The organism is Brenneria sp. L3-3C-1 (genome assembly GCF_016456245.1).
Classification (GTDB): Bacteria; Pseudomonadota; Gammaproteobacteria; order Enterobacterales; family Enterobacteriaceae; genus Brenneria.
In genome coordinates this window covers 1,336,670-1,359,806 of sequence record NZ_JAEMHF010000001.1, presented here as the reverse complement: position 1 = coordinate 1,359,806, position 23,137 = coordinate 1,336,670, and the positions used below count along the sequence as shown (strand labels likewise).

Annotated in this window: 20 protein-coding genes, 1 tRNA gene and 1 pseudogene; 8 read left to right on the top strand and 14 right to left on the bottom strand. The window is 48.1% G+C overall.

The window, feature by feature from the left end:
- Positions 1-6 precede the first annotated feature (6 nt).
- On the bottom strand, positions 7-225 hold the full coding sequence (locus JG725_RS06065; RefSeq protein ID WP_199377094.1) for an ankyrin repeat domain-containing protein: 219 nt from the start codon (positions 223-225) through the stop codon (positions 7-9).
- A 901-nt stretch (positions 226-1,126) separates the two neighbouring features.
- Here JG725_RS06065 and JG725_RS06060 point away from each other — a divergent pair.
- Entirely contained in the window at positions 1,127-2,155 is a 1,029-nt protein-coding gene (locus tag JG725_RS06060) for an LLM class flavin-dependent oxidoreductase (RefSeq protein ID WP_199377092.1), read from the top strand.
- 75 nt (positions 2,156-2,230) lie between these two features.
- On the opposite strand, the gene JG725_RS06055 is transcribed toward JG725_RS06060, so the two are convergent.
- Positions 2,231-2,566 (bottom strand): gamma-glutamylcyclotransferase family protein, encoded by a 336-nt coding sequence (locus tag JG725_RS06055; protein WP_172291440.1) that lies wholly within the window; start codon positions 2,564-2,566, stop codon positions 2,231-2,233.
- Between the two features lie 418 nt (positions 2,567-2,984).
- On the opposite strand from JG725_RS06055, the gene JG725_RS06050 reads away from it, so the two are divergent.
- The 5 genes and pseudogenes from JG725_RS06050 (at position 2,985) to JG725_RS06030 (ending at position 9,125) form a co-directional block, all read left to right on the top strand.
- Positions 2,985-3,170 (top strand): hypothetical protein, encoded by a 186-nt coding sequence (locus tag JG725_RS06050; RefSeq protein ID WP_199377089.1) that lies wholly within the window; start codon positions 2,985-2,987, stop codon positions 3,168-3,170.
- 384 nt (positions 3,171-3,554) lie between these two features.
- Positions 3,555-7,391: a non-ribosomal peptide synthetase gene (locus tag JG725_RS06045; protein WP_199377087.1), complete on the top strand. Its 3,837-nt coding sequence runs from the start codon at positions 3,555-3,557 to the stop codon at positions 7,389-7,391.
- 165 nt (positions 7,392-7,556) lie between these two features.
- The gene (locus JG725_RS06040; protein WP_199377085.1) at positions 7,557-7,850 is read left to right on the top strand and encodes a hypothetical protein; all 294 of its coding nucleotides are present in this window, start codon (positions 7,557-7,559) and stop codon (positions 7,848-7,850) included.
- 47 nt (positions 7,851-7,897) lie between these two features.
- A pseudogene (locus JG725_RS06035) lies at positions 7,898-8,308 on the top strand (ketopantoate reductase C-terminal domain-containing protein); the annotation flags it as partial.
- Positions 8,309-8,585: 277 nt separating this feature from the next.
- Positions 8,586-9,125, top strand: coding sequence for a DUF2058 domain-containing protein (locus tag JG725_RS06030; protein WP_199377082.1), 540 nt, complete (start codon positions 8,586-8,588; stop codon positions 9,123-9,125).
- A 164-nt stretch (positions 9,126-9,289) separates the two neighbouring features.
- Here JG725_RS06030 and JG725_RS20860 read toward each other — a convergent pair whose 3' ends face one another.
- From JG725_RS20860 to JG725_RS06010, 4 genes are all read right to left on the bottom strand, one after another.
- The gene (locus JG725_RS20860) at positions 9,290-9,625 is read right to left on the bottom strand and encodes an HAD family hydrolase (protein WP_370541605.1); all 336 of its coding nucleotides are present in this window, start codon (positions 9,623-9,625) and stop codon (positions 9,290-9,292) included.
- 2 nt (positions 9,626-9,627) lie between these two features.
- Entirely contained in the window at positions 9,628-9,888 is a 261-nt protein-coding gene (locus JG725_RS06020; protein ID WP_199377247.1) for a hypothetical protein, read from the bottom strand.
- 179 nt (positions 9,889-10,067) lie between these two features.
- Positions 10,068-10,142 (bottom strand) — tRNA-Arg (locus JG725_RS06015).
- Between the two features lie 76 nt (positions 10,143-10,218).
- Positions 10,219-11,175 carry a formate/nitrite transporter family protein gene (locus JG725_RS06010; RefSeq protein ID WP_233356304.1) on the bottom strand — a complete coding sequence of 319 codons (957 nt, stop codon included), beginning with the start codon at positions 11,173-11,175 and terminating at the stop codon, positions 10,219-10,221.
- Positions 11,176-11,548: 373 nt separating this feature from the next.
- Between JG725_RS06010 and mlaA the strand changes: the two genes are divergently transcribed.
- Both mlaA and mqo read left to right on the top strand, forming a co-directional pair.
- Complete coding sequence (gene mlaA / locus JG725_RS06005; protein ID WP_199377080.1) at positions 11,549-12,310, top strand: phospholipid-binding lipoprotein MlaA; 762 nt, start codon at positions 11,549-11,551, stop codon at positions 12,308-12,310.
- 377 nt (positions 12,311-12,687) lie between these two features.
- Complete coding sequence (mqo, locus tag JG725_RS06000) at positions 12,688-14,271, top strand: malate dehydrogenase (quinone) (protein ID WP_199377078.1); 1,584 nt, start codon at positions 12,688-12,690, stop codon at positions 14,269-14,271.
- A 455-nt stretch (positions 14,272-14,726) separates the two neighbouring features.
- On the opposite strand, the gene JG725_RS05995 is transcribed toward mqo, so the two are convergent.
- The 8 genes from JG725_RS05995 to fadL all read right to left on the bottom strand — a co-directional run bounded on the left by JG725_RS05995 (position 14,727) and on the right by fadL (position 23,086).
- On the bottom strand, positions 14,727-15,641 hold the full coding sequence (locus JG725_RS05995; RefSeq protein ID WP_199377076.1) for an ROK family protein: 915 nt from the start codon (positions 15,639-15,641) through the stop codon (positions 14,727-14,729).
- Positions 15,642-15,700: 59 nt separating this feature from the next.
- On the bottom strand, positions 15,701-16,561 hold the full coding sequence (locus JG725_RS05990) for a ketose-bisphosphate aldolase (RefSeq protein ID WP_199377074.1): 861 nt from the start codon (positions 16,559-16,561) through the stop codon (positions 15,701-15,703).
- A gap of 91 nt (positions 16,562-16,652) precedes the next feature.
- A complete protein-coding gene (locus tag JG725_RS05985) occupies positions 16,653-17,504 on the bottom strand; it encodes a class II fructose-bisphosphate aldolase (RefSeq protein WP_199377072.1) in 852 nt (283 codons plus the stop codon).
- Positions 17,505-17,516: 12 nt separating this feature from the next.
- Positions 17,517-18,608 (bottom strand): PTS fructose transporter subunit IIC, encoded by a 1,092-nt coding sequence (locus tag JG725_RS05980; RefSeq protein ID WP_199377070.1) that lies wholly within the window; start codon positions 18,606-18,608, stop codon positions 17,517-17,519.
- A gap of 25 nt (positions 18,609-18,633) precedes the next feature.
- On the bottom strand, positions 18,634-18,948 hold the full coding sequence (locus JG725_RS05975; protein WP_172288874.1) for a PTS fructose transporter subunit IIB: 315 nt from the start codon (positions 18,946-18,948) through the stop codon (positions 18,634-18,636).
- Between the two features lie 23 nt (positions 18,949-18,971).
- Positions 18,972-19,442, bottom strand: coding sequence for a PTS sugar transporter subunit IIA (locus tag JG725_RS05970; RefSeq protein ID WP_172288876.1), 471 nt, complete (start codon positions 19,440-19,442; stop codon positions 18,972-18,974).
- A gap of 121 nt (positions 19,443-19,563) precedes the next feature.
- A complete protein-coding gene (locus JG725_RS05965) occupies positions 19,564-21,129 on the bottom strand; it encodes a transcription antiterminator (RefSeq protein ID WP_199377068.1) in 1,566 nt (521 codons plus the stop codon).
- Positions 21,130-21,784: 655 nt separating this feature from the next.
- Complete coding sequence (gene fadL / locus JG725_RS05960; RefSeq protein ID WP_172288880.1) at positions 21,785-23,086, bottom strand: long-chain fatty acid transporter FadL; 1,302 nt, start codon at positions 23,084-23,086, stop codon at positions 21,785-21,787.
- Between the last annotated feature and the right edge of the window lie 51 nt (positions 23,087-23,137).

Genomic DNA, 23,137 nt, shown 5'->3' with positions numbered 1-23,137 from the left:
TTCAGCCTATAACTTGGCGGTGTGTACATTCCCAAAAGTACAGGCCTTATGAAGAGGAGTGCTGCCATGTGATGTCGGTGCATTAATATCAGCTCCTGATTCTATAAGCTGTTTAACCATTTCATCATTAGCTTCTATCGCGGCCAGATGTAATGTCGTGTAACCCTTTTCATCCGCTTTATTAATACCATAAATTGAATAGTATTCTGATGCTTTGTGTCTCATTAAAATAATCCGCGTGTGAGTTTACATATCCATAGTGATAAAGAGTCATGGAATGAAAAATAATTAATGTAGTGTGATAAGAAACATAGCATCAATAAAAATCATGTTCAAGTTATTATTGATATATGTCAAATTTTTTGATGATTGCGTTAATAATTAAAATTGAAATAAATTCATTGGATATAAGTTAACGTCTAACATCATTGATAAAGGCAGCGGTTCGATACTGGAGCATATCTTTGTCAGATGATTTTTTAAACAAACACTCTCCATAAGTTCTCCTGATTTTTATTGCCTCAACGAATGTTCAATTTTTAAAGAGGAAAAATAGAAAATATAAGCCATCTCTACTTAGCTGTTTCAGCTATTCCAGATCCCATGCCTTCAGAGAACGGTAGTGCTGAACATGTTTACTATGCGGTCAGTCAATTCATCCTAGTCTGATTTGGTCATTGTGAATTCATCCGTGAGATACATGATTACGTAATGGTTGATTGTAATGCCATAGGGTAATAAAAAGAGTGCTATTTATTTTTATGCATCAATTGCTCATTGTAAATCAGCGTCTAAATATATTTTCCTAAATGTTTATTACCGATTTTATCTGTAAAATATAAAACCAACTGAAAAGGAAATTTATATGGCTAATTTTGCATACAAGACTATCGAAGGCAAATCACAAGGGTTAATTTCTGAGAGATGCTTCACATTGTAGTCCCTCCGGTTGGAATGAGGTTATATACTCAGTCAATTTATTTGATGTATTATGTTAAACAAACGATATTTATTCTCATCGGGTAATGCGTAAAGTAGGGATAATCCAAGGCAAGAACAGGCTTGCTTCATCGTGAACGATGCCCCACCTGCTGATAATTTCCCTGAAAACCAGGATAAACACGTAATGAAAAAGATCGGATTTTTGTCATTTGGTCACTGGACGCCGTCGCCGCAGTCCGGAACCCGTTCGGCCGCCGACGCGCTGCTGCAATCCATCGATCTGGCTGTTGCCGCCGAAGAACTGGGTGCGGACGGAGCCTATTTCAGGGTGCATCACTTTGCCCGCCAGCTCAGCTCGCCGTTTCCCCTGCTGGCAGCGATAGGAGCGAAAACCCGGAGCATTGAAATCGGCACGGGTGTTATCGACATGCGCTATGAAAACCCGTTGTATATGGCGGAGGATGCGGGGGCGGCGGATTTGATCTCCGGCGGGCGTTTACAGCTTGGTATCAGCCGTGGCTCCCCGGAACAGGTGATTGATGGATGGCGCTATTTTGGTTACGTCCCCAACGAAGGGGAAAACGAGTCTGATATGGCGCGCCGTCACACCGAATCGCTGTTGGACGTGTTACGTGGAGAAGGTTTTGCGAAACCCAATCCACAGCCGATGTTCCCGAACCCGCCGGGTCTATTACGCCCTGAACCTCATTCCGAAGGTTTGCGCGACCGTATCTGGTGGGGCGCGGGTTCGAATGCGACAGCGGTGTGGGCCGCGAAACTGGGGATGAACCTGCAAAGTTCCACGCTGAAAGACGATGAAACAGGCGAACCTTTCCACATTCAGCAGGCAAAACAGATCCGTGCGTACCGCGAGGCTTGGGCGGAAGCAGGCCATACACGTACGCCACGTGTCTCGGTCAGCCGCAGCATTTTTGCCCTAATGAATGATCGCGACCGGATGTATTTCGGCTCCAGCCGTGACGACAGCGATAAAGTTGGTTTCCTTGACGAGAAAACCCGTGCGATTTTCGGGCGAAGCTATGCCGCAGAACCGGACAAGCTGATCGAACAGCTGAAACAGGATGAAGCGATTGCCGAAGCGGATACTTTATTGCTGACCGTGCCGAATCAACTGGGCGTGGATTACAACGTTCATGTTATCGAGTCCATTCTGCAACATGTTGCTCCGGCAATGGGCTGGCGCGACGAATAAGTCTGAAATGAAAAACACCTCGCATGTTTTACGACATGCGAGGCGTTAAATCTGGATTCTCTGAGCAAGATTATCTTACGGGGTAGTCTGCGGCTGTAACTGATAGATCCATGCAGTAACGTGCTGACCATCAGCCGTGGTCACTTCAACTTCAACGCGATCATAGCCATCTTCAAATTCATCCAAAATTGGCCAGAGCGCCCCAAGTTTATCGGATAAAAACACGTAACCGTGGACGAGTGCTCCATCCTTATCCAGGACGATCCCCGGAAAATCCGCAGCGGTTCCCCAGCCACGCTCATAAAACGTGCCAGTCACATAACCCGGCAGCCATTCTCCACCGATATTTTCCAGAATATGGGCATTAGAGTGGCCCGGACGTAGCGTACCATAGACAAACAAGCGTTCCATTAATCCCTCGTTAGCCAAAGCAATGAATATCCCAATGGGCGGATAAAAATGTTCAAAATACGGAGTAATGATGAGGTTCGCAAGGCGTTGAAAGCGCTAATAAATTGGTATACAGCCGGTACCTACCCTTATGCTAAAAATTTTTTAGGGGGTTGTTTTGCTGCCTACCCATTTTTATGCTTAGGTATATTGAGCAAAATGTGTAAGCAATTTATTCCTGAAAATAAATCAAAGGAAGATAATGACGAGGTTTTAAACTACAATAATATTCTGATTAAAAAATAGTGTTTTTTATTAATAAGTTATGATTATTCAGGTAATGCTGGTGTGGCTTGTTTGAAATATAGTTAGGCAATATATAGTGCTGCTTAAATAAAAATTAAATATCAATGGTTGGGGTAATTAATATGAAAAAATAATGGAAGTTAAAAATATCCCTGCTGTTATATGGGGAGATATGTCAGAAAGAGTAGTTATAGCAATTCATGGTAATATGTCAAATAAAATGGATGTACCAATCGAGATATTAGCTCAAAATTTTGTTAAAGGTGGTTATCAAGTATTGAGTTGTCGTATTCCGTCGTTGCACAGTGTCGTGCGGTAAGCGCCGTCGGCTGAAGTTACTCTGATTTTCCGGTAGGTCTGGCGGATAAGAGCTCCGGGAATGCCTACGCATTGCTGACATTGTCCAGACAGACCTGCATAGAATAACCTGATGGGTACTTGCGTCCACAGTCAAGTACAATCTTAACGTTATTATTCAATGAACCAACTAAAAAATCAGGCTGTAAATAATTTGAATCCTATTATAATTATGCGTGATTATATAACAGAAAAAATATTATTAATTACGTTACTCAGACAGATCTTCTGTTACCTAAAATAATGACATGTTGTGCAGTCAATATTATTACAATAAAAAAACACACTTTCCCTTAATAAAAAACGGATCTATCCTAGTTCATCTGCAACTAAAAATGGTGATTTTATGTACTCTGGGAATATCTATCCGGTTAGCCGCTCACAGGAGGAAGTTTATCTGGCATTAGCTAAGATACCTCATTCATCTTTCTATAATTTAGCCAACAAGATTGAAATACATGGAAATCTAAACCCAACACGATTAGAAAATTCCATTCGAGCTCTTTTTCACGAGATTGACTCTTTACGCGCTCGTTTTTTTATGTCCAATGAAGTGGTTAAGCAAAGAATAGTCCCCTCGCGTTATTATGATAACTGGTCTTTACCTATACATTATTGTGATTCAAAAAAAAACTATGAAATGGAAATCGACAAATGCATCAATGAAAGAATAAATTATGACGCTGATATCTCACAAGATGAACTATTGCATTATGAACTATTCAAGATTACTGATAATCACTGGTATTTACTAGAAATGTGTAATCATTTAGTGCTAGACGGTTGGGCACATTCATTAATATATGGATATTTAGTTTCTTATTATAACAATAGCAATACTCCTCCCCTTGGAGAAGTGCAGGATTTAATTAATTGTGAAATAAATTATTTAACAGGTGATGAAAGACTGCGAGATAGAGAATATTGGCATAAGTACTGTATTGATTTACCTAATCCCGTACGTTTATCACCAGAAGATCGCCCACTAACCAACTTGCTACGTTATCGAAAGACTCTTTCAGGTCCACTCAACCAACAATTACGCAATACAGCAGTACAACTTGGATTAAGGCTATCATCCCTGTTACTTACATTATTTAGCGCTTATCTAGCTCGGATGTCGGGAAAAAATGATTTTGTGGTAGGATTACCCGTTGCCTCTCGTCAGGATAAAAAAATACGTAATATTCCTGGTATGACGGCGAATGCACTTCCACTAATAATACACCTATCGGAACAGACGACATTATCGGATCTAGCGAAAAGTATTAACAGGCAATTGCGTAAGCACCTTATTCATCAGCGCTATCGTTATGAAGATCTGGCAAGGGAATTAAACCTTGGTTCTAAATCACAACCATTATTTTATACTACGATTAATATCGTATCCTACGACCAGGATGAAATTTTTGAAGGGTGTAAAGTATTCCATAAAAATATAGCTAATGGTCCAGCTATTAATTTCGGAGTAGATGTTTTTGACAGAAATATTGATGGCCGCTTAGAAATTGGTTTTAACGCAAACGGCAGTGTTTATCGAGAAGATGATCTTGAACTGCATTATAATAGATTCCTCTTATTACTTAGTCGTATTATTGATACCCCTGAAAAACCATTGTTAGATCTGGATCTGCTTACTAAGATTGAACGCTCTCGTTATACTTATCTCCCGCAGCACATGCATCATAATGGTGTAACCTTCAATAGCGCACTTAATCGCCAAGTTTGTGCAACCCCCACAGCTATTGCTATTGAATGTCCATCCATGGTACTGAGTTACAACATTCTGGATAACATGGTAAATAATCTGTCAAATCAGCTTATTAATCAGGGTGTAACTAAGGGGGATATTGTCGCTGTTTTGATGCCACGCAATGCTGATCTGGTTATCACATTTATCGCTTTATTAAGAATTGGTGCTGTATATCTACCTATTAATAATGATCTCCCAATGACACGAATCCAATATATATTAGGAGACGCGGCACCACGAATTCTATTATATCATCCGGAAATGGCACAGATAGCCGCACCGTTTGTCAGTAACATTCAAAGTATTGTCTATTGTCGGCCATCAGCCGATAATAGCTCACCGTTCCCTATTCAAACGGACATCAATGATAATGCGTATATTATTTATACCTCCGGTTCAACCGGCCTTCCTAAAGGAGTGATGGTTTCTCATCGAGGTCTTGCCAACATGGGAATATCTCTAGGTAAAAAATATGGTGTATTCCCTGGAGACCGTATCCTACAATTTAGTTCTTTAAGCTTTGATGCATCGATATCCGAATTTTGCATCGCAATATTAAATGGTGCAACACTCGTCATGGAAGAAAAAGGTTTACTTCTTCCTGGTGAAACACTAGCTTCGACTCTTGTTAAACGTAATATCAGTCATCTTACCATCACACCAAGTCTGTTAGCGTACCATCGTAGTGAAGATATCCCCTCAAATATCACATTAATCTTCGCTGGTGAATCTGCAACCAAAAAACATCTAATTAAATTTTCACATTGTAAAAAAATTTATAATGGTTATGGCCCAACTGAAGCGACCATTTGCGCTACAGTCAATACACAATTCAGCCAAAATAATATGTCTCTTGGTGAGGCTATTGATAATGTCCGAATCTATGTTCTGGATGCGAGGCACAACCCTGTACCATCAGGAGCATTTGGTGAGCTATATATTGCCGGTTGTGGTGTAGCAAAAGGCTATATAAATCAAAAGAAAATGACAGATGAACGTTTTCTTCCTGACATTATAAATCCACAAGAGCGCATGTACGCCAGTGGTGATTGGGTCTATATAGATGCAAATGGACGTATATTTTATCAAGGGAGGAAAGATGGACAGATCAAGTTACATGGACTACGTATTGAAACTGGAGAAATAAAAAACACGCTTGTAGAAATAGAAGGAGTAAACGATGCTGCAGTATTACTGCGTCCTAATGCAAAAGGCGATAGTGTACTAACAGCCTATGTATCCGCTGATGATACATTATCACCACAATGGCTCAAAAAAGAACTCCGCCATCGATTACCTGACTACATGGTACCTACTTGTATCCAAGTAGTCCCAACTTTACCAATAACATTAAATGGCAAGCTAGACACTGCACATTTACCGAAAATAAATCAGAGCACTCCTGATCAACAAAAACATCAGCAAGTAAATGCTATGCTGGAGATAGTCTGCAGTATATTTTCGAAAGTGCTAAGTAGTTCCACGATCACGGCTGATAGTGACTTCTTTGAACAAGGAGGACACTCATTATTAGCTTTTCGTGCACTACGGAAAATTAAAGATACATTTGGCACTGAAATAAGTATCGCAGATTTTTTTTCATCACCAACACCCAACCAATTACTGGATATCATTCACCAATGTCCCGATAACAGTTCGTTTGATCACATACTGAGCTTACGGCCCGATGGAGATCTCCCACCATTATTCTGTATTCACCCGGCAGGTGGTATAGGATGGCCCTATGCTGCTTTACTAAAATATTTACCCGAAAACCAACCACTATATGCCATACAATCACCAGTATTACAACAGCCTGATTATAAGCCTCAATCTATTGATGTAATTGCAGAAAAATATATTAGAAGCATTCGAAGTATACAGCCACATGGCGCCTACTTCTTACTAGGATGGTCATTTGGCGGTCATATAGCGCATAAGATTGCCACTCAGATGCAGCGAATGGGAGAAAAAGTTAATTTTCTGGCAATGCTGGATAATTACCCTAGCCCTTCAAGCAAATTTACTCCCGATGATAAGTTAATCATAAGTAGGCTAACCCGAGCAGTTTTGGGAAAGAATATTGCACAAGTTTCAAATTTAAATGGTGAGTTAAGTAAAAACTTTGGCCTCTCACAGAGTGATGATATGTTGCTATCTATGATTATCAATGATTTCAAGAATACTTATTCTTTAATGAAAGCAAGCAACTTCGACCATTATGATGGTGATTTACTATTTATTCGGGCAAGTGAAGACAATCTCAGAGACAGCGACCAAGTGCCCGACAACTGGCGCCCCTATGTCACTCGCAAAATTACTGTGCATGAGGTCACAGCGACACATGAGGAAATTATGAGGCCTGATACATTAAAAACCTATGCACCATTTTTAGTAGAGGTCTTACGATTAAGCCACCAGCAGCAATGATTCAGGCAAAAAGTAAGAAATGAAACTTCTCTGTTCTAACTATACCCTTCATACTTCAAGATGTGTCGAAGCGGCAAGTCAGTAAGCTCCCGGGAACATAGATAACTCGGTGACTGGCACGCGCTGACGCCGCCAATAAAGAGGCCGCTTGAAGGATGAAGGTATATGCTTGCCGTTTTCCTGCTCAACACGGTGAACGGCAGCCGAACCAATAACAAAGCGGCTGCACAGCATGCCGCACGCAACATCAGTAAACAACCGGATCTGTGCCGGTGGTCTGGCGGCGACTTACTGGTAATGGAACACGGCTTACAACCGACGTTCGATGGCAGAAACGGCGATGTGTCGTGTAAAGCAACTATTTCTGGTTGCTTTACTTATCTCTCTGTCGCCGTATCTTCTGCAGAGGATCCGGCATATCGTGTTATGAGTATTAGCTCATTAACAGGAACAGAATGATTCGTGATCTTCCCCCTACAGCCACGCTGCGCGCATTTGAAGTCGCCACCCGCTGCGCGGTTGAGCTGCCAACCGATTTTATCTCCATCGCCTGGCGCAAACTGCTGCAAAATGCGGTCGCTGGTCTGATGGTACTTGCGAATTGCCGTGCCGGGATGTTTTCACGCGGGGATATAACTGAACTGGCACTGGCTTATCTGCATGAGTGTCTGACGGTAGCGCGTGCGGAAGGGGCAGTACTGAACGATAACGTTCCGCAGGAGATCGTTAACGGTTTTCATCATGCCCCTGCGGATCTAGACACCTCCATTCTCGCCGACCGCCAGGCCAACCGCCCACTGGAATAGGATATCCGCAACGGCGTGGTACAGCGTTATGGGCGCTTACAGGGTATTTCTACGCCTATCAGCGACGTGCTGATACCGCTGCTGGCGGCAGGGAGTGAGGGGCCGGGTTGAAGTCGTTAACTACTGGAGTGTTTGTAAGACAACGACACCCTGAATCACCATAGGTTTGATCGATATATCCAGACTATGTAAGATGACTAAAATAGTGTCCGTATGCAAGATACGACGGCATGCCCGCCCGTTCCCGCTTATGAGAGACAACCCTAATCAAACCTCTGATAGACCCCTCCAAACTCAAACCACACAGTGATCAGGTCCTGCGCTCTAGTACAGCCTCAAAAATTACAGGTATAATCCCACAAATTATTCAACTGGTTTAGAAACGAAGATGACAAAACTCACCTTACAAGAGCAGATGCTAAAAGCTGGATTAGTGACCAGCAAAAAAATGGCCAAAGTTCAAAGAACGGCTAAAAAATCACGAGTTCAGGCTCGTGAGGCAAGAGCGGCTGTGGAAGAAAATAAAAAAGCACAACTTGAGCGTGATAAACAGCTAAGCGAACAACAAAAACAAGCGGCTATATCTAAAGAGTATAAAGCTCAGGTGAAGCAGCTTATTGAAATGAACAGAATCTATATTTCAAAAGGGGATATTGGTTTTAACTTCACAGATAATAATTTAATTAAAAAAATAGTTGTGGATAAGCTTACTCAAGCTCAGCTGATTAGTGGTCGTCTGGCCATTGCTCGTTTGGTTGTTGATAGCAGTGGTGAGAGTGAATACGCTATTATCCCCGCGAGCGTAGCCGATAAAATTGCGCAGCGAGATGCGGACAGTATTGTATTAAATAGTGCGCTTAGTCAGGAAGAGCAAGATGAAGAAGATCCGTATGCCGATTTTAAAGTGCCCGATGATTTGATGTGGTAATTAACGTTTTGCAGATACTTATGTATGAAAAGTCCCTTAGGGCTTTTCATTAAGATTTTATATTCAACCAATTCATGCAAAAACGCAGTGTTATTCTGGATAGTTGCCAACACCTTTACGTCCAGCCCGACCGGATGACGTCTGTTAGCTTCCCCTCTTTAAAATCATATAATTTTAAGTATGTCATTGAATTTATAGAATATATAATCTGGTTTTAATGTTAATTCGGACGCTGGCTTGCCAAATCCATATGTCATATAAGCACAGGGTATTTTTAAATTCTTAGTATATTCAATATCTGGCTCAGTATCTCCAACATGAAGCACGTTAGATAACCATAGTGAAGTAAAGTGCTTTGCGATAAGATTATTCCACGGTTCAATGCTTGGTTTAGGTTTGATATTTTCTTTTGAGCCGACAACTAACGATATAAAACGGTATAAATCATATTTATCTAAGAACTCATATATGGATTTTCCTCCTTTATTGCTAACGACAATAATTAGAATTTTTTATTGTACAAGTACTCAATAGTTTCTTTTACATAAGGATATAAAGTCTGATGGATAAAAAATTTACTGTTATATTTTTCACGATACCGAGAAGTTAATATCGAGATTTCACTATCGCTGATGCTGTCATCAAGAAATTCAGCAAAAGTACCAGTTAATGACAGCCCTTTAGCAATGCAATCATCTATTGTGAGTTTGACGGGCTTTTCAGCAGGTTTTGCATTTCTAACCTTTACCTCAGTGAGTGCCATAGAAAATCTCCCACAGTGATGGTATCTGCATTATCGAACTGACTATGCCAACATTAATACCAACAAAACAGCGTGAATGTCGGTAAAACTAAGTAGATTGCAGTAGACGAGTCAGTTGTATTAACTTGTTGAATAGAATGGAAAAAATAGACTTCGATGGACGTTCGTGGGCGAAATTCTGGCGTCCCCAGCAGGAATCGAACCTACAACTAGCCCTTAGGAGGGGCTCGTTATATCCATTTAACTATGGGGACGCAAAGCGGGGCTATTATACTCATTTTAGCCCCGAGAATAAGCACTTAACGGCGCGTTTGCTTAAACTGTCGGCAATCAGGCGTCTTTTTTCTGCTTTTTCTGCTGTGCTTTCGTTTGGCGTCCTTCCGATTCCGCTCTGGTTTTGTTGCTCATATCGTTACGAATTTGCGCATGGCTCATCAACGCGAAAATAAACGTGCCGCCAATGATATTGCCCGCCAGCGTCGGCAGGGCGAAGGGCCAGATGAAATCCTGCCAGGCTATTTTACCGATAAACACCAGATAAAAAATTTCCGAGGCGCCGGCGACAATATGGGTGAGGTTACTGAAGGCGATCATCCAGGTCATGATGATGATGACCCATATTTTGGCTGAACCGGCGTGCGGCAACATCCACACCATGGTGGCGATAATCCAGCCGGAGAGCACGGCGTTGGCAAACATTTCTGACGGCGAATTTTTCATTACCTTCATGGAAAGCTCGATCAGCGCGTCGCGGGTGGCGCCGTCAAACACCGGCATATAGGTGAATGCCAGCGCGGCAAATGCCGTACCCACCAGATTGCCTGCCAATACCAGCCCCCATAACCGGGATAGCAGATAGAAATTATGACGTACCGGCTTTTGCATGATAGGTAGCACGGCCGTCACGGTATTTTCGGTAAACAGTTGCTGACGGGCCATAATGACGATCACAAAGCCAATGGTGTAGCCGAAGCTTTGCAGTAAAAAGCCGCCGGGTACGCCAACCAGATTGATATGCAGCATACCGATAGCCATAAATGAGGTTCCCATGGACAAGCCCGCGGCGATAGCCGACCAGAACAGCGCCATGGCGTCGCGTTCCAGCTCTTTCTGTCCTTCCTGACGAATCTCTTCGTGTATCGCGGCCGCAGGCGAGGGCAATGTCGCTTCATCAATGTCGATGTTCTTGCCCTGGCTATTTTCCTCGCTTTCTACTTCGATTTGCTGTTTATCATCGTGCGGCGTGATGTTTTTTGCGTCGTGATTCTTGGTTGATGTGGCGTTCATGGCTGTTCTCTTTATCTTCTTTTATTGTTTAAGCGTAGCTGTTTTCAAAACATGCGATAACATCTGTGGCGTCGCCGGTTTTGGAGGCTGTTATGCTATGATTTCGTCATACCGACAGGGGCGCGGGCGGTGAGGCGGGCCGCCATATTGCGGGTGCCGCCCGTATTCCTGTCAGTGGGGCATGCAGTGAGAATAGTCTGGTAAGCGTCTGAAAAAATAGGAATGCGCATGCCAAAGTAGAAGCGGGGCAATAAAATGTTACACTGTTGACCGCTATTCCTCCTTTGCTTCCCATCCTGATGGGCTGAGCAGGTTCTGGGAATGCCCCATTATCAACTGCGGGTATAACGCAACATAATCAGGGAGAACAGATATGAATTACCGCCTGAGTGGGGTGGTGTTTGCCAGTGTGTTACTTGTTGGCTGCGCCAGCTCCGCGGATCGGTCCCAAGAAGGGCGATCGGACCCGCTTGAAGGATTTAACCGTACCATGTTCAGTTTTAACTACGATGTATTGGATCCTTATCTGGTGCGGCCAGCGGCCGTCGCCTGGCGTGATTATGTGCCGACACCGGCGCGTAACGGCCTGAGTAACTTTTTCAGTAATCTGGAAGAACCTGCTTCTATGGTGAACTATTTTGTTGAAGGTAAGCCGTATAAAGCGATGATCCATTTTAACCGTTTCTTCCTGAATACCTTGTTGGGTATGGGCGGTTTGATTGACGTAGCCTCTATGGCCAATCCTAAACTGGCAAAAGAAGAGTCGCGTCGGTTTGGCAGCACGTTGGGCAATTACGGTATAGGCTATGGGCCTTATGTGGTGTTACCAGGCTATGGCAGCGCGACGGTACGTGAAGATGGCGGTGGCGTAGTGGATACGCTTTACCCGGTAATGAGCTATTTGACATTCTGGATGTCGGCAGGCAAGTGGGTGCTGGAGGGGTTGGAAACCCGGGCTCAGTTACTCGATTCCGACGGTCTGTTGCGTAACTCTTCCGATCCTTATCTAATGATTCGGGAAGCCTATTTCCAGCGCCATGACTTCCTGGCCAGCGACGGGCAGATTACCCCGCAGCTCAACCCTAATGCGGCATCCATTGAAGACTCGCTTGGTGAGATTGACGCCGCCGAGTAGCAACGCATATTTTCGTTTTGAACAAAGGCACCCTCGGGTGCCTTTAGCTTTTATAAAATGCTGCTAAGCTTATTTTCTGTTGGGGTGTCATTCGGTTTGTTTCGTAAAGGTTATTACATTGTTGTTCATTTATTTACTTACAAAAATTTCTTTTCTCCCCTCAGCTAACAATAATGTCACGTCGCCAGCCAGAACTGATGCTCCTTTGGTGCTGAAAAGAGTCAGCAAACTGATTTTTTTGTTAAAGATATTCTTAACAAAAAGGTCATAAAATGACTGTTTTCGCCATTGAGGAGGATAGCCTTGTTGGCGGTAAGGGATGCCTGGAAAGTCTATTTGCCTGCAATTATAAAAATTCAATGAATAGAGATATAAGCATGAAAAAACTACTCACGATGATGTTATGCCTGAGCATGGTTGGGATGGCCCCACTGGCGACGGCGGAAGAAAACAGTGCGACGGATAAAACCACCGACGTGGTGCTGATTGGCGGCGGCATTATGAGCTCGACGCTGGGCGTCTATTTACAAGAGCTTCAGCCTGACTGGTCGATCGCGATGATCGAACGTCTGGATAATGTGGCCGAAGAGAGTTCCAACGGCTGGAACAACGCCGGAACCGGCCACTCCGCCTTTATGGAATTGAACTACACGCCTGAGAATGAAAACGGGCCTATCGATATCAGCAAAGCGGTGGAAATCAGCGAAGCATTCGAAGTTTCGCGCCAGTTCTGGTCGTATCAGGTGCAGAACGGTGTTCTTCACGATCCCAACTCCTTTATCAACAGCGTTCCGCATATCAGTTTTGTCTGGGGTGATGAGAACACCCGTTTCCTGAATAAACGTTATCAGGCGCTACAGCACAGTACGTTGTTCCGCGGGATGGAATTTTCTGAAGAGGCCGACACCATCAAAGGATGGGCGCCGTTGATTATTGAAGGCCGCGATCCGGCGCAGAAAATCGCCGCGACCCGTATGCCGATCGGTACGGACGTAAACTATGGCGAGATCACCCGCCAGATGGTTGATTCCCTGAAGACAAAGCAGAATTTTTCGTTGCACCTGAATGCTGAGGTCAGAGAGATCAAACGTAACGCGGACAACACCTGGAGCGTGACTTACGCCGATCTGAAAAACGGTGACAAAGAAAGTGTTATCAAGACCAAATTCGTCTTTATCGGCGCGGGCGGCGCCGCGTTGCCGTTGTTACAGAAATCCGGCATTCCTGAAGCCGATGCTTACGGCGGTTTCCCGGTCGGAGGCGAATTCCTGGTGACGGATAACCCGGAAGTGGTGAAACGTCATATGGCGAAAGTCTACGGTAAAGCCTCGGTGGGCGCGCCGCCGATGTCTGTTCCACACCTGGATACCCGTATTTTTGACGGTAAGCCGGTGGTGCTGTTTGGGCCATTTGCCACCTTTTCCAGTAAGTTCCTGAAAAATGGTTCACTGTGGGATCTGATTGGTTCCGTGACGCTGTCCAATGTGATGCCGATGACCCACGTTGGTCTGGATAATTTCGATCTGGTTAAATATCTGATTAGCCAGGTGATGATGAACGACGATGACCGCTTTGCCGCGTTGCAGGAGTATTTCCCGGACGCGAAGAAAGAGGACTGGAAGCTGATTATTGCGGGCCAGCGGGTGCAGGTTATCAAGAAAGACGCGGATAAAGGCGGCGTACTGAAGCTGGGCACCGAAATTGTCAGCGCGCAGGATGGTTCGATCGCCGCTCTGTTAGGGGCGTCCCCGGGGGCTTCTACAGCAGCGCCGATCATGCTGAGCCTGTTGGAAAAAGTGTTTAAAGACCGGGTCGCGACGCCGGAATGGCAGGCCAAGTTGAAAGAAATCATTCCTTCATACGGTCAGAAGCTGGACGGCAATATTGAAATGACCAATAAAATCCGTCGTTATACCAGCAGCACCTTGCAATTAAACTATATCGAAGTGAAACCGGAATGACGGTAGAGACGATAGGCCGCGCAAGCGGCCTGAGGTTGCTGACAAAGTCGTCTGTCAGCCTGAGATACCCGGGCCTACCGTACCGAGGGGCCATTATGGGACACATCCTTGTGTCCCACCCTGCGGGCCAGCATAAATGCTGTTCAAATTTGCTCCTGACAAATTTGTCGGCGGCTTACGCCGCTACGGCCCCTCGCCACGCTCTCCCTAATAACAGGCTTTGTCAATGGTCTGAGGCCGCGTAAGCGGCCTTGAGTTTGCTGACAAAGTCTGGTGAGCGGCGATAATGGATGGATCGTAAAGACGCTGCAAGTACGTCCCTGTAAGCTCGAACCGCGCCATCCCTGGCGCGGACGCTTTACTCTTCCATTCCATTATCACCGTTCGATAAAGGGTGATAGGTTTGTCAACGGTCTGGAGGCCGCGTAAGCGGCCTTTTTACTATCCCCGCAGAGCTAGCGTCCTGGTTCTTCTTTTCCCATCCACGCCGCGCCCCGCACACCGCTGCTGTCGCCGTGTATCGCCTGCACGATGGGGGTACAGAATCGATCGGTAAACGTATAGGCCGCTACGCGGGATGCCATATCCCGGTACAGTGCGGGCGCATTGGATAGCCCGCCGCCGAGGACGATCACGTCGGGATCGATCAGGTTCACTATCGTTGCCAGCATTCTGGCTAACTGATCGAGGAACAGATCGCACTGGTATGCGGCGGCGGCCTCGCCGTTTTCTGCCTGCGTCATAATTTCCCAAGCTGTTGCCCTGCGGCCGGTGACCAACAGGTAGCGGTTAGCCAGCCCGGTGCCGGAGACAAAAGACTCCACGCAGTTGCGTTGCCCGCAATAACAGTTCGCCGCCGGGCCATCTTTGGCGGGATCATAGCCCGGGAGGGGATTATGTCCACACTCCGCCGCATTGCCGTGGCCGCCGGCAATCACCTGTTTATCGATCGCCAGTCCGCCGCCGCAGCCGGTGCCGAGCGTCACGCCAAACACCATGCGGTGGGTTTTACCGGCGCCATCCATTGCTTCGGACAGGGCAAAGCAGTTGGCGTCGTTACCGATGGCTACACGCTGATTCAGTCGCTGTTGCAAATCCTGCTGTAGCGGCCGGCCGTTGAGCGGCAGAATATTGGAATTCTTTATCAGGCCGCTGAGCGGCGAAATGTTGCCCGGCAGGGCAATGCCGATCGACAAAGGGGCGCCAACCTGGTCTTGAATCGCGGTGACTATCCGGCAAACGTGTTGCAGGAAGTGTTCATAGCTGGCTTTGCGGGTCGCCGTCCGCTGTTGGTACAGTGTCGTTCCATCCCCGGTCAGCACGGCGGCGGCGATTTTGGTGCCGCCGATATCCAAGCCTAAATGGCGCATTTTCCCTCCCCGTGGGTTTTGAAGACTGGCAGGGCGGGCAGTTCCCGCCCTGGGGTAACTCAGTACAGACCGGCTTTGCCGGTAGAGCCAAATAACGCCATTTTGTAGCGGATCACGGCTTTGGCCGCCTGAATGGGTTCCGGATAGATGGCGTTAGGATCCCACCAGGTTTCCCGTGTCAGGATCTCGCGGGCTTTTTGGAAGTAGGCGTACTTCATATCGCTGGAAATATTGATTTTGCCTACTCCCAGCGTCACCGCCTCGGCAATCTCGGCGTCCGGGTTGGCGGAACCGCCGTGTAGCACCAGTGGGATCGACACCCGCTCGGATATTTCTCGCAGAATATGCATTTGCAGTTCCGGCTTCATATTCTTCGGATAAATGCCGTGCGCCGTGCCGATCGCCACCGCCAGCGTGTCCACGCCGGTGCGTTTGACGAAGTCTTCCGCCTGCGCCGGCTCGGTATAGATCACCTTGGTGACGCCGCCTTCTATCGTGGTGCCGGTATCGCCAATGGTGCCCAGTTCGCCCTCAACGGAAACGCCCACCGCGTGCGCCAGTTCCACCACTTCACGGGTCAGCGCCACATTTTCCTCATACGGCAACAGCGAACCGTCGATCATCACCGAGGTGAAGCCGCACTGGATGGCGCGCAGTACATGGGCAATCGAGGCGCCGTGATCCAGATGGATAACAAACGGCGTAGGGCTGCGCAGGGTGCGTTCCCGCACGTAGGCAAAGAATTCGTCGGTCACAAACTCAAGCTCGCTGGGGTGGATCGAAATAATCGCCGGGGTCTGAGTGGATTCGGCTTCTTCCACCACCGCACGGATAAAGCAGCTATCCGCCACGTTGAAAGCCCCTATGGCGAAGCGGTGCTCGCGGGTGGGTTTTAGCATTTCATGCATTGAAATCAACATGTTACTCTCCTTCAGGGTAAGGTTAGGGGTAAAACTTTCCCACACCGGCGCAAAATCGCCGGTGGTCGTGCGCCAAGGTAGGGAGTGCCGTCTAGGCTTTTTGCGCGGAGCCGGACCAGCTCAGATACTCAAACACCACGTCGCGGCAGGCGGATTCCATTATCGCCATCAGATCTGGCAGCTCGCTGTCCGGGTGCTGCTTCAGAGCCTGCCGCAGCGCGGTTTTACCGGCCTCAAATACCGCCGCGCCGACATTGATCTTTGCTACGCCGTACTGGCTGACGCGGCGGATATCATCGGCGTGGGTGCCGCTGCCGCCGTGCAGCGCCAGCGGCAGCGGCGATTCATGGTGCAGCGCGGCCAGGCGTTCAAAGTTAATCTGCGGTGTGACGTTCGGTGGATAAAGTCCGTGCGCGGTGCCGACCGATACTGCCAGCAGATCGATGCCGGTCTGGTTGATAAAAGGCCGCACGTCTTCCACCTGCGTCATCTTCACGGCGGCATCGTCCAGATCGTAAACGGGCGCATCGGCGATGTGTCCGAGTTCGCCCTCAACACACACTTCCGCCGTCGCCGCGATTTGCACCACCTGGCGGGTCTGGCGGATGTTTTCTGCCAGCGGATGGCTGGAGGCATCGATCATCAGGCCGCTGAAGCCGGCGCGGAAAGCCTGGCCGATCAGATCGAACGCGGTGCCGTGATCCAGACTGAGCGCCACCGGCACGGTGGCTCGGTGCGCCAGCGCGCTCACCAGCGCAACGGCGGCCTGGGGCGGAAAGTGCCCGCAGTGTCCCTGATAAACGTTCAGGATTAGCGGCGCCCGCTGTTGTTCGGCGGCGATGATGGCGGCCCGGGAGGTTTCCAGATTGAAACAGTTGATTGCCAGTACGGCATACCGCCGTTGATAGGCATCATCAATAATGGATTTCATTGGGGCATACATAACCACTCCTGTTTATTCGAGGGTGAATTTGATGTCTTCATCGCGCACATTGCTGTCATCGATGTCATCGAATTCTTCATCCGCCGGCGTGACGCGTTTTTTCAGCAGCGACAGCATCACGCCGCAGATTGCCGTGCCGATGCCCAACGCCAGACAGAACATCAGCGGTTTGGTGAACAAAGGCACCACAAACATGCCGCCGTGGGGCACCGGCGCTTCCACCCCCCAGACCATGACCAGGCCGCCGGCCACCGCCGAGGCGACCACACAACTGGCAACCACGCGCAGCAGATCGCGGGCGGCGATAGGGATCACGCCTTCGGTGATCATGCAGATCCCCATCGGGAAGGCGGCCTTCAGCGCTTCTTTCTCCGCTTTGGTGTATTTATGACGCGTCAGCAGGAAAGAGAGCGTGATACCGAACGGGGGAATGATCGAACCGACAAACTTCACCGCTTCCGGGCCGTAGATACCGTCAACCAACATACCGTCGGCGAATAGCGACATGGTTTTGTTTACCGGGCCGCCAAAATCGAAGGTAGCCATGGCGCCCAGGATCGCGCCCATCAGGAACTTTGAACCGCCCTGCATGGATTCCAACAGGTGGATCAACGCTTTTTGCAGCCAGACGATCGGCTGACCGATAAACGTCATCATCAGCACGCCGGCGATAACGGTGCTGAGCACCGGCAGGATCATCACCGGCATCAGCCCCTGCATGGAGGCTGGTAGTTTGATGCTCCGCCGCAGCAACAATACGGTGTAGCCGACCAGAAAGCCGCCGAGAATGCCGCCGATAAAACCTGTCTGGATCTGCCCGCAGATAAAGCCGACGATAAGCCCCGGGGCAAAACCGGGGCGATCGGCAATGGAGTAGGCGATTGCCGCGCTGATTAGCGGGACAATCAGCCCCATGCCCCAGCCGCCAATCTGGTTCAGCATCCAGGCGAAGCTGCCGGTTTTTTCCGCTACGTTGGTGCCGCCAATCACCTGCCCAAGCGCAATACAGATACCGGCGGCGACGATCAGCGGGATCATCCAGGAGATACCGGTAAGCAGGTGCCCCTTTATTTCCTGGCCAAGTTTATTTTTGCTGCCGTTCATAATGTTATTCCCGAAAAGTTAATTTTCAGGCTCGTTCCAGCGAGCCGGCCACTTTTTCCAGAAACTTCACCGGGGACTTAATCACCACGTCGGTTTTTACCCGGACAACCGGTTTGTCTTTGAACCTTTCTTCTCCTTTGATCTTGATATCGACGGCCAGGATCACCACGTCGGCCGCGGCGATATCCTCCGCGGATAATTCGTTTTCCGTTCCGATGGTGCCCTGGGTTTCCACCCTGATGTCGTGGTTCAGCGCCCTGGCGCCTTTAATGAGTTTTTCCCGCGCGATGTAGGTATGCGCGATGCCTGCCGTGCAGGCGGCTACACAAACTATTTTCATGTTATGCCTCGTCTTTTTCCGGGTTAGCAGAGGTCTGTTTCCGCGTACTGGCTGAACAGTTGGATAATTTTTTCCGGGTCGGGCTCGTCTAACAGTTGGGCAATGATCTCATCGTCGGCCAGCGCGCTGGCAACCTGAGACAACAGGCGGATATGCGTGGTGTTCTGGTCTTCCAGCCGCACGGCGAAAAGAATGATGCAGCGGACATGACTGCCGTCCAGCGTCTCCCAGGGGATGTCCTGCCGGGTGCGGCCGATGGCCAGCGAGGTCTGAGTCACCGCTGCGGATTTCCCATGCGGGATGGCGATATGATTTTCAAAGCCGGTGGAGCCTTCGGCCTCGCGCAGCCATACGTCGCGGATAAAGGCTTCTTTGCAGGTAATGGCGCCGTCCTGATACAGCAACTCGGTCAGTTCCTGAATAACTTCTTCTTTATTCCTCGCCGTCATGGCTAACTTGACGCGATTGGCATTGAGAATCTTATTAATGTTCATCCACTTCACCTCAAAAAATTAACAGCCTATCCCATTAGGACGACCTGACTTGCCGCTTTGAACCTGGGCCGTGTTCGCACAAGCGCAATTGCGTTTGAACGTTCTTCTGACCTGCTCCCGATTAATGCTCAGCCGTCGATAATAAATTCACCGCCTGATGCAATTGACTGGCGATCAACTTTTCCGTGACGCGCTTGATATCATCGTCATTAAAAAATGCCGAGACGTAGACGATCGGGATATGCTGTTCTTCCAGATGAATGGTGGAGATCACCAGATCCACCTCTTCCTGCCGGCAAAACGCCGCCATGTTGCTGGCGGAAACCACGCCAACAATGCTCCAGTCTGGAAAGGCCCGCAGAATGCGGCTCTTCAGCAGATGCGAGGTGCCAACGCCGCTGGAGCACACCACCAGAATGCGTCGGCGGGCGATTTGCCGCTCCAGCGCGGCCTGAAAATGCACCGTCAGGTAGCCCACCTCATCTTCTGCGATCGGCTGTAATTGAAAGCGCCGGCAGAGTTGTTGCGTTACGCGTTCGGTAATTTGATAAATATCCCGTAGCTCGTCTTTTATATCCTCAAGTAACGGGTTGCGGATACGGATACGGTATTTGAGGCGGTTGAGCAGGGGCTTAATATGAATCAGCAGGCCGTCATATAATAATGAGTCCGCGCGCAGGTCGATATTGATAAAGTCTGAGAAGATATCAATTAAATTCAGCGCTATCCGGCGTGATTCACCGTTGGATAATTGGTGTCGGGAATACAGGTTGTCTCCCCGTTCTTCAATAACAATGCCGGAGGAAATAATATACTGATAAATAAACCATACCTCATCGGCAGGCAGGCGATTATCAATGCGTTGCTCTATTTTATCGACCATGTTTTCCGCGATGCCGAGTATATTACGGTCAATCTGTCGCCGATGCGTCTCTTCACCCAGCGGCATTGAATTACCCAGCGCCATGCGGTGCATCATAATTAATATATGGGTAAAAATATTAATATAATAAGGTTCCCCCAACGGATAAGAGAGCTGCTGTTCCATGTCCTGCAATAGCTGCTGGACAAAGTTCACCTCCTGTTCGCCAAAATAATCGATTAATGCTTTGTAGCTGCCGGGATCGAGACGCGAGTGGTTGAGATTGCCCGGCTCTTTGTGGTTCATGACATCATTGATTAGGGAGACCATCGCCTGGCGGACATGGTTTTCGCTCCCTTCGATATGCGTGCCGCTCTGGCTGCGTATCAAGGTTAACCCCAACGGCTGGATCCAGTGTTCGATAATCTTTAAATCATTGACGATCGAGGCATTGCTGATGAAGTAGCGTTCGGAAAGTTTGCTGATTGAGGTTTCCAGCGGCGCATCGCTGAGCAATTGAGAGGCGATTTTTACCCGGCGCGCATTGTTGGTCAGCGCATCTGAATAGCCGTCGTCCCTGGCAATTTGCCGCTCTAGTTGAATAAGGTTTTTAACGTCGTCGGAAATTAACAAAATCCCCGCGCCAATTTTTTTATCCGGATAAATATTCCAGGCGGATAAAAAATCTTCAATAAATTGCAGGTCGCGTTGAATTGTCTTCTCAGAAACATCCAAATACTGTGCAATATTTTTAACCGGCACATGCGTTTGGCGCTGTAGCAAGTATTTCAATAATCTGTTTTGTCGCGAGGTAAGTGGTTGCATAAGATAACCCTTTTATTCTGCGCTAAACATAATGTTAATTATTATTGATAAAATTCGCTAATATTACCTATTCACTGTTGTTTGCCGGTAGGCTTTAATCACTTTTTGCTGATATGAATATAGAAGTCAGCGTAAATAACGACAATACTAAAAACTGTCCCTTGAATGGGACAACATTAAAACGTCAGCGGCGGAGGGGGATTAATTTCGGCTGGATCACATTTTTCTGGTTATTAAGTGTGATAGCGATCGCATCTTAATAAATAAACGTCTTATTCCGTGGCGAATTATAGCGGTAATCAACGCTTGTTTTATTTGGCGCATGATTTCAAATAAGGGATATCGTCAGGTTGATCAATGGATAGTCGCGGGGAACGGCACGCTTACGCGCTATCAGGCCGCTTGCGCGGCCTTAGATTGCTGACAAAGTCGTCTGTAAGCCTGAGATACCCGGGCCTACCGTACCGAGGGGCCATTATGGGACACATCCTTGTGTCCCACCCTGCGGGCCAGCATAAATGCTGTTCAAATTTGCTCCTGACAAATTTGTCGGCGGCTTACGCCGCTACGGCCCCTCGCCACGCTCTCCCTAATAACGGACTTTGTCAATGGTCTGAGACCGCTTGCGCGGCCTTTTACGTGGTGAAGCGGGAGATCAGAACGCGTAGTTAAAGTTTACGCCGTACAGCCAGGCTTTGCCTTTTGAACTGAACTCATAGCGCGGCGACCCGGCGCTATCAGAGATAGGTTCGCTGATATTGACTTTTTTACCGTGCATATAGGAAACGCCGACATCAACCGAAGCGTCTTTATTGAATGCATAGGTCGTTCCTGCGCTTAGCCAGAAACGATCCTGATCCGGAATGGAAATAGAACGTTTGTCGGCCGGAACCGGGCTGTCGTCAAAAGCGATGCCGGTACGGAAAGTCCAGTGATCATCATGATAATAGGTGGTGCCGAGCGCGATACGGTAGGCGTCGCGGAAGCCTTCGTCTTTACTGAACAGCGTCTGGCCGTTGCTGCCGGTCGCCCTTAACTCCTGAAATTGACTCCAACTGGTGTAAGTCAGGCTGTAGTGCACCGCCCACTGGGGCGCTACGCGGTGATAGGCCGAGGCTTCCCACATTTCCGGCAGATTCAGCGTCAGTTCGCCGGGGATGGTTGCGCCCCCGGTGCCGCCCGCCGCAACAGGAATATCGTTGCGATAATCGCCTTTAAAATCGATATCGACTTTGGAACGATAGGTCAGGCCGAAGCGGTTGTTTTCATCCACTTCATACAGAATGCCGGCGTTCCAACCGTAACCCCACTCTTTACCTTCCAGGTGAGCCAACTCTGAGGAGGAATTTGCCACAACGCCTTGCAATCCGCCTGCTGCCACTGGAATGTTGGCTAACTCACCCGCCCGGCGCACGATCTTGGCATCGGCGTAAACGGCGTTGACGCCCAGACCAAAGCTGAAGTGCTGATTCAGACGATAGGCGGCGCTCAGGTTCAGGTTCGAGGTCACCAGATCCGTTTGCCCGCCGATGGAGCCGGCCGCGTAATTATCATTGAAATCGGTAGCCAGGCCGTAGTTGGTCACGGCGGATGCCCCGATGGCCCATTGATCGTTCAGCGGCATAATAAAGTGCAGGTTCGGCACCCAGGCATGCGGCGCGATATTCTTGGCGCTGGTATCCTGACCGGTGAAGGAATTTTTCCCCTGCACATCAATATCGGGATTAATGTAGGTCACGCCGCCGGAAAAAGAGGGACGGTCAAATAGGGTCATGGTGGCGGGGTTACGGCTACCGGATGCGGCATTGTCCGCCACGGCGCCTTCACCGGAAAACGCACGCCCCAGACCAGAGGAAGAATACTCGTTGAGCTGGAAGCCGGCAGCGGATGCATTTGTTGAAACCAGTGCCACTGCAACAGCAATTGCGGATTGTTTTAACAGGTTTTTCTGGCTCATGACCAAAACCTCTTTATGTGGTCGTTATTCGACTTTGTTACACCAAGTAAC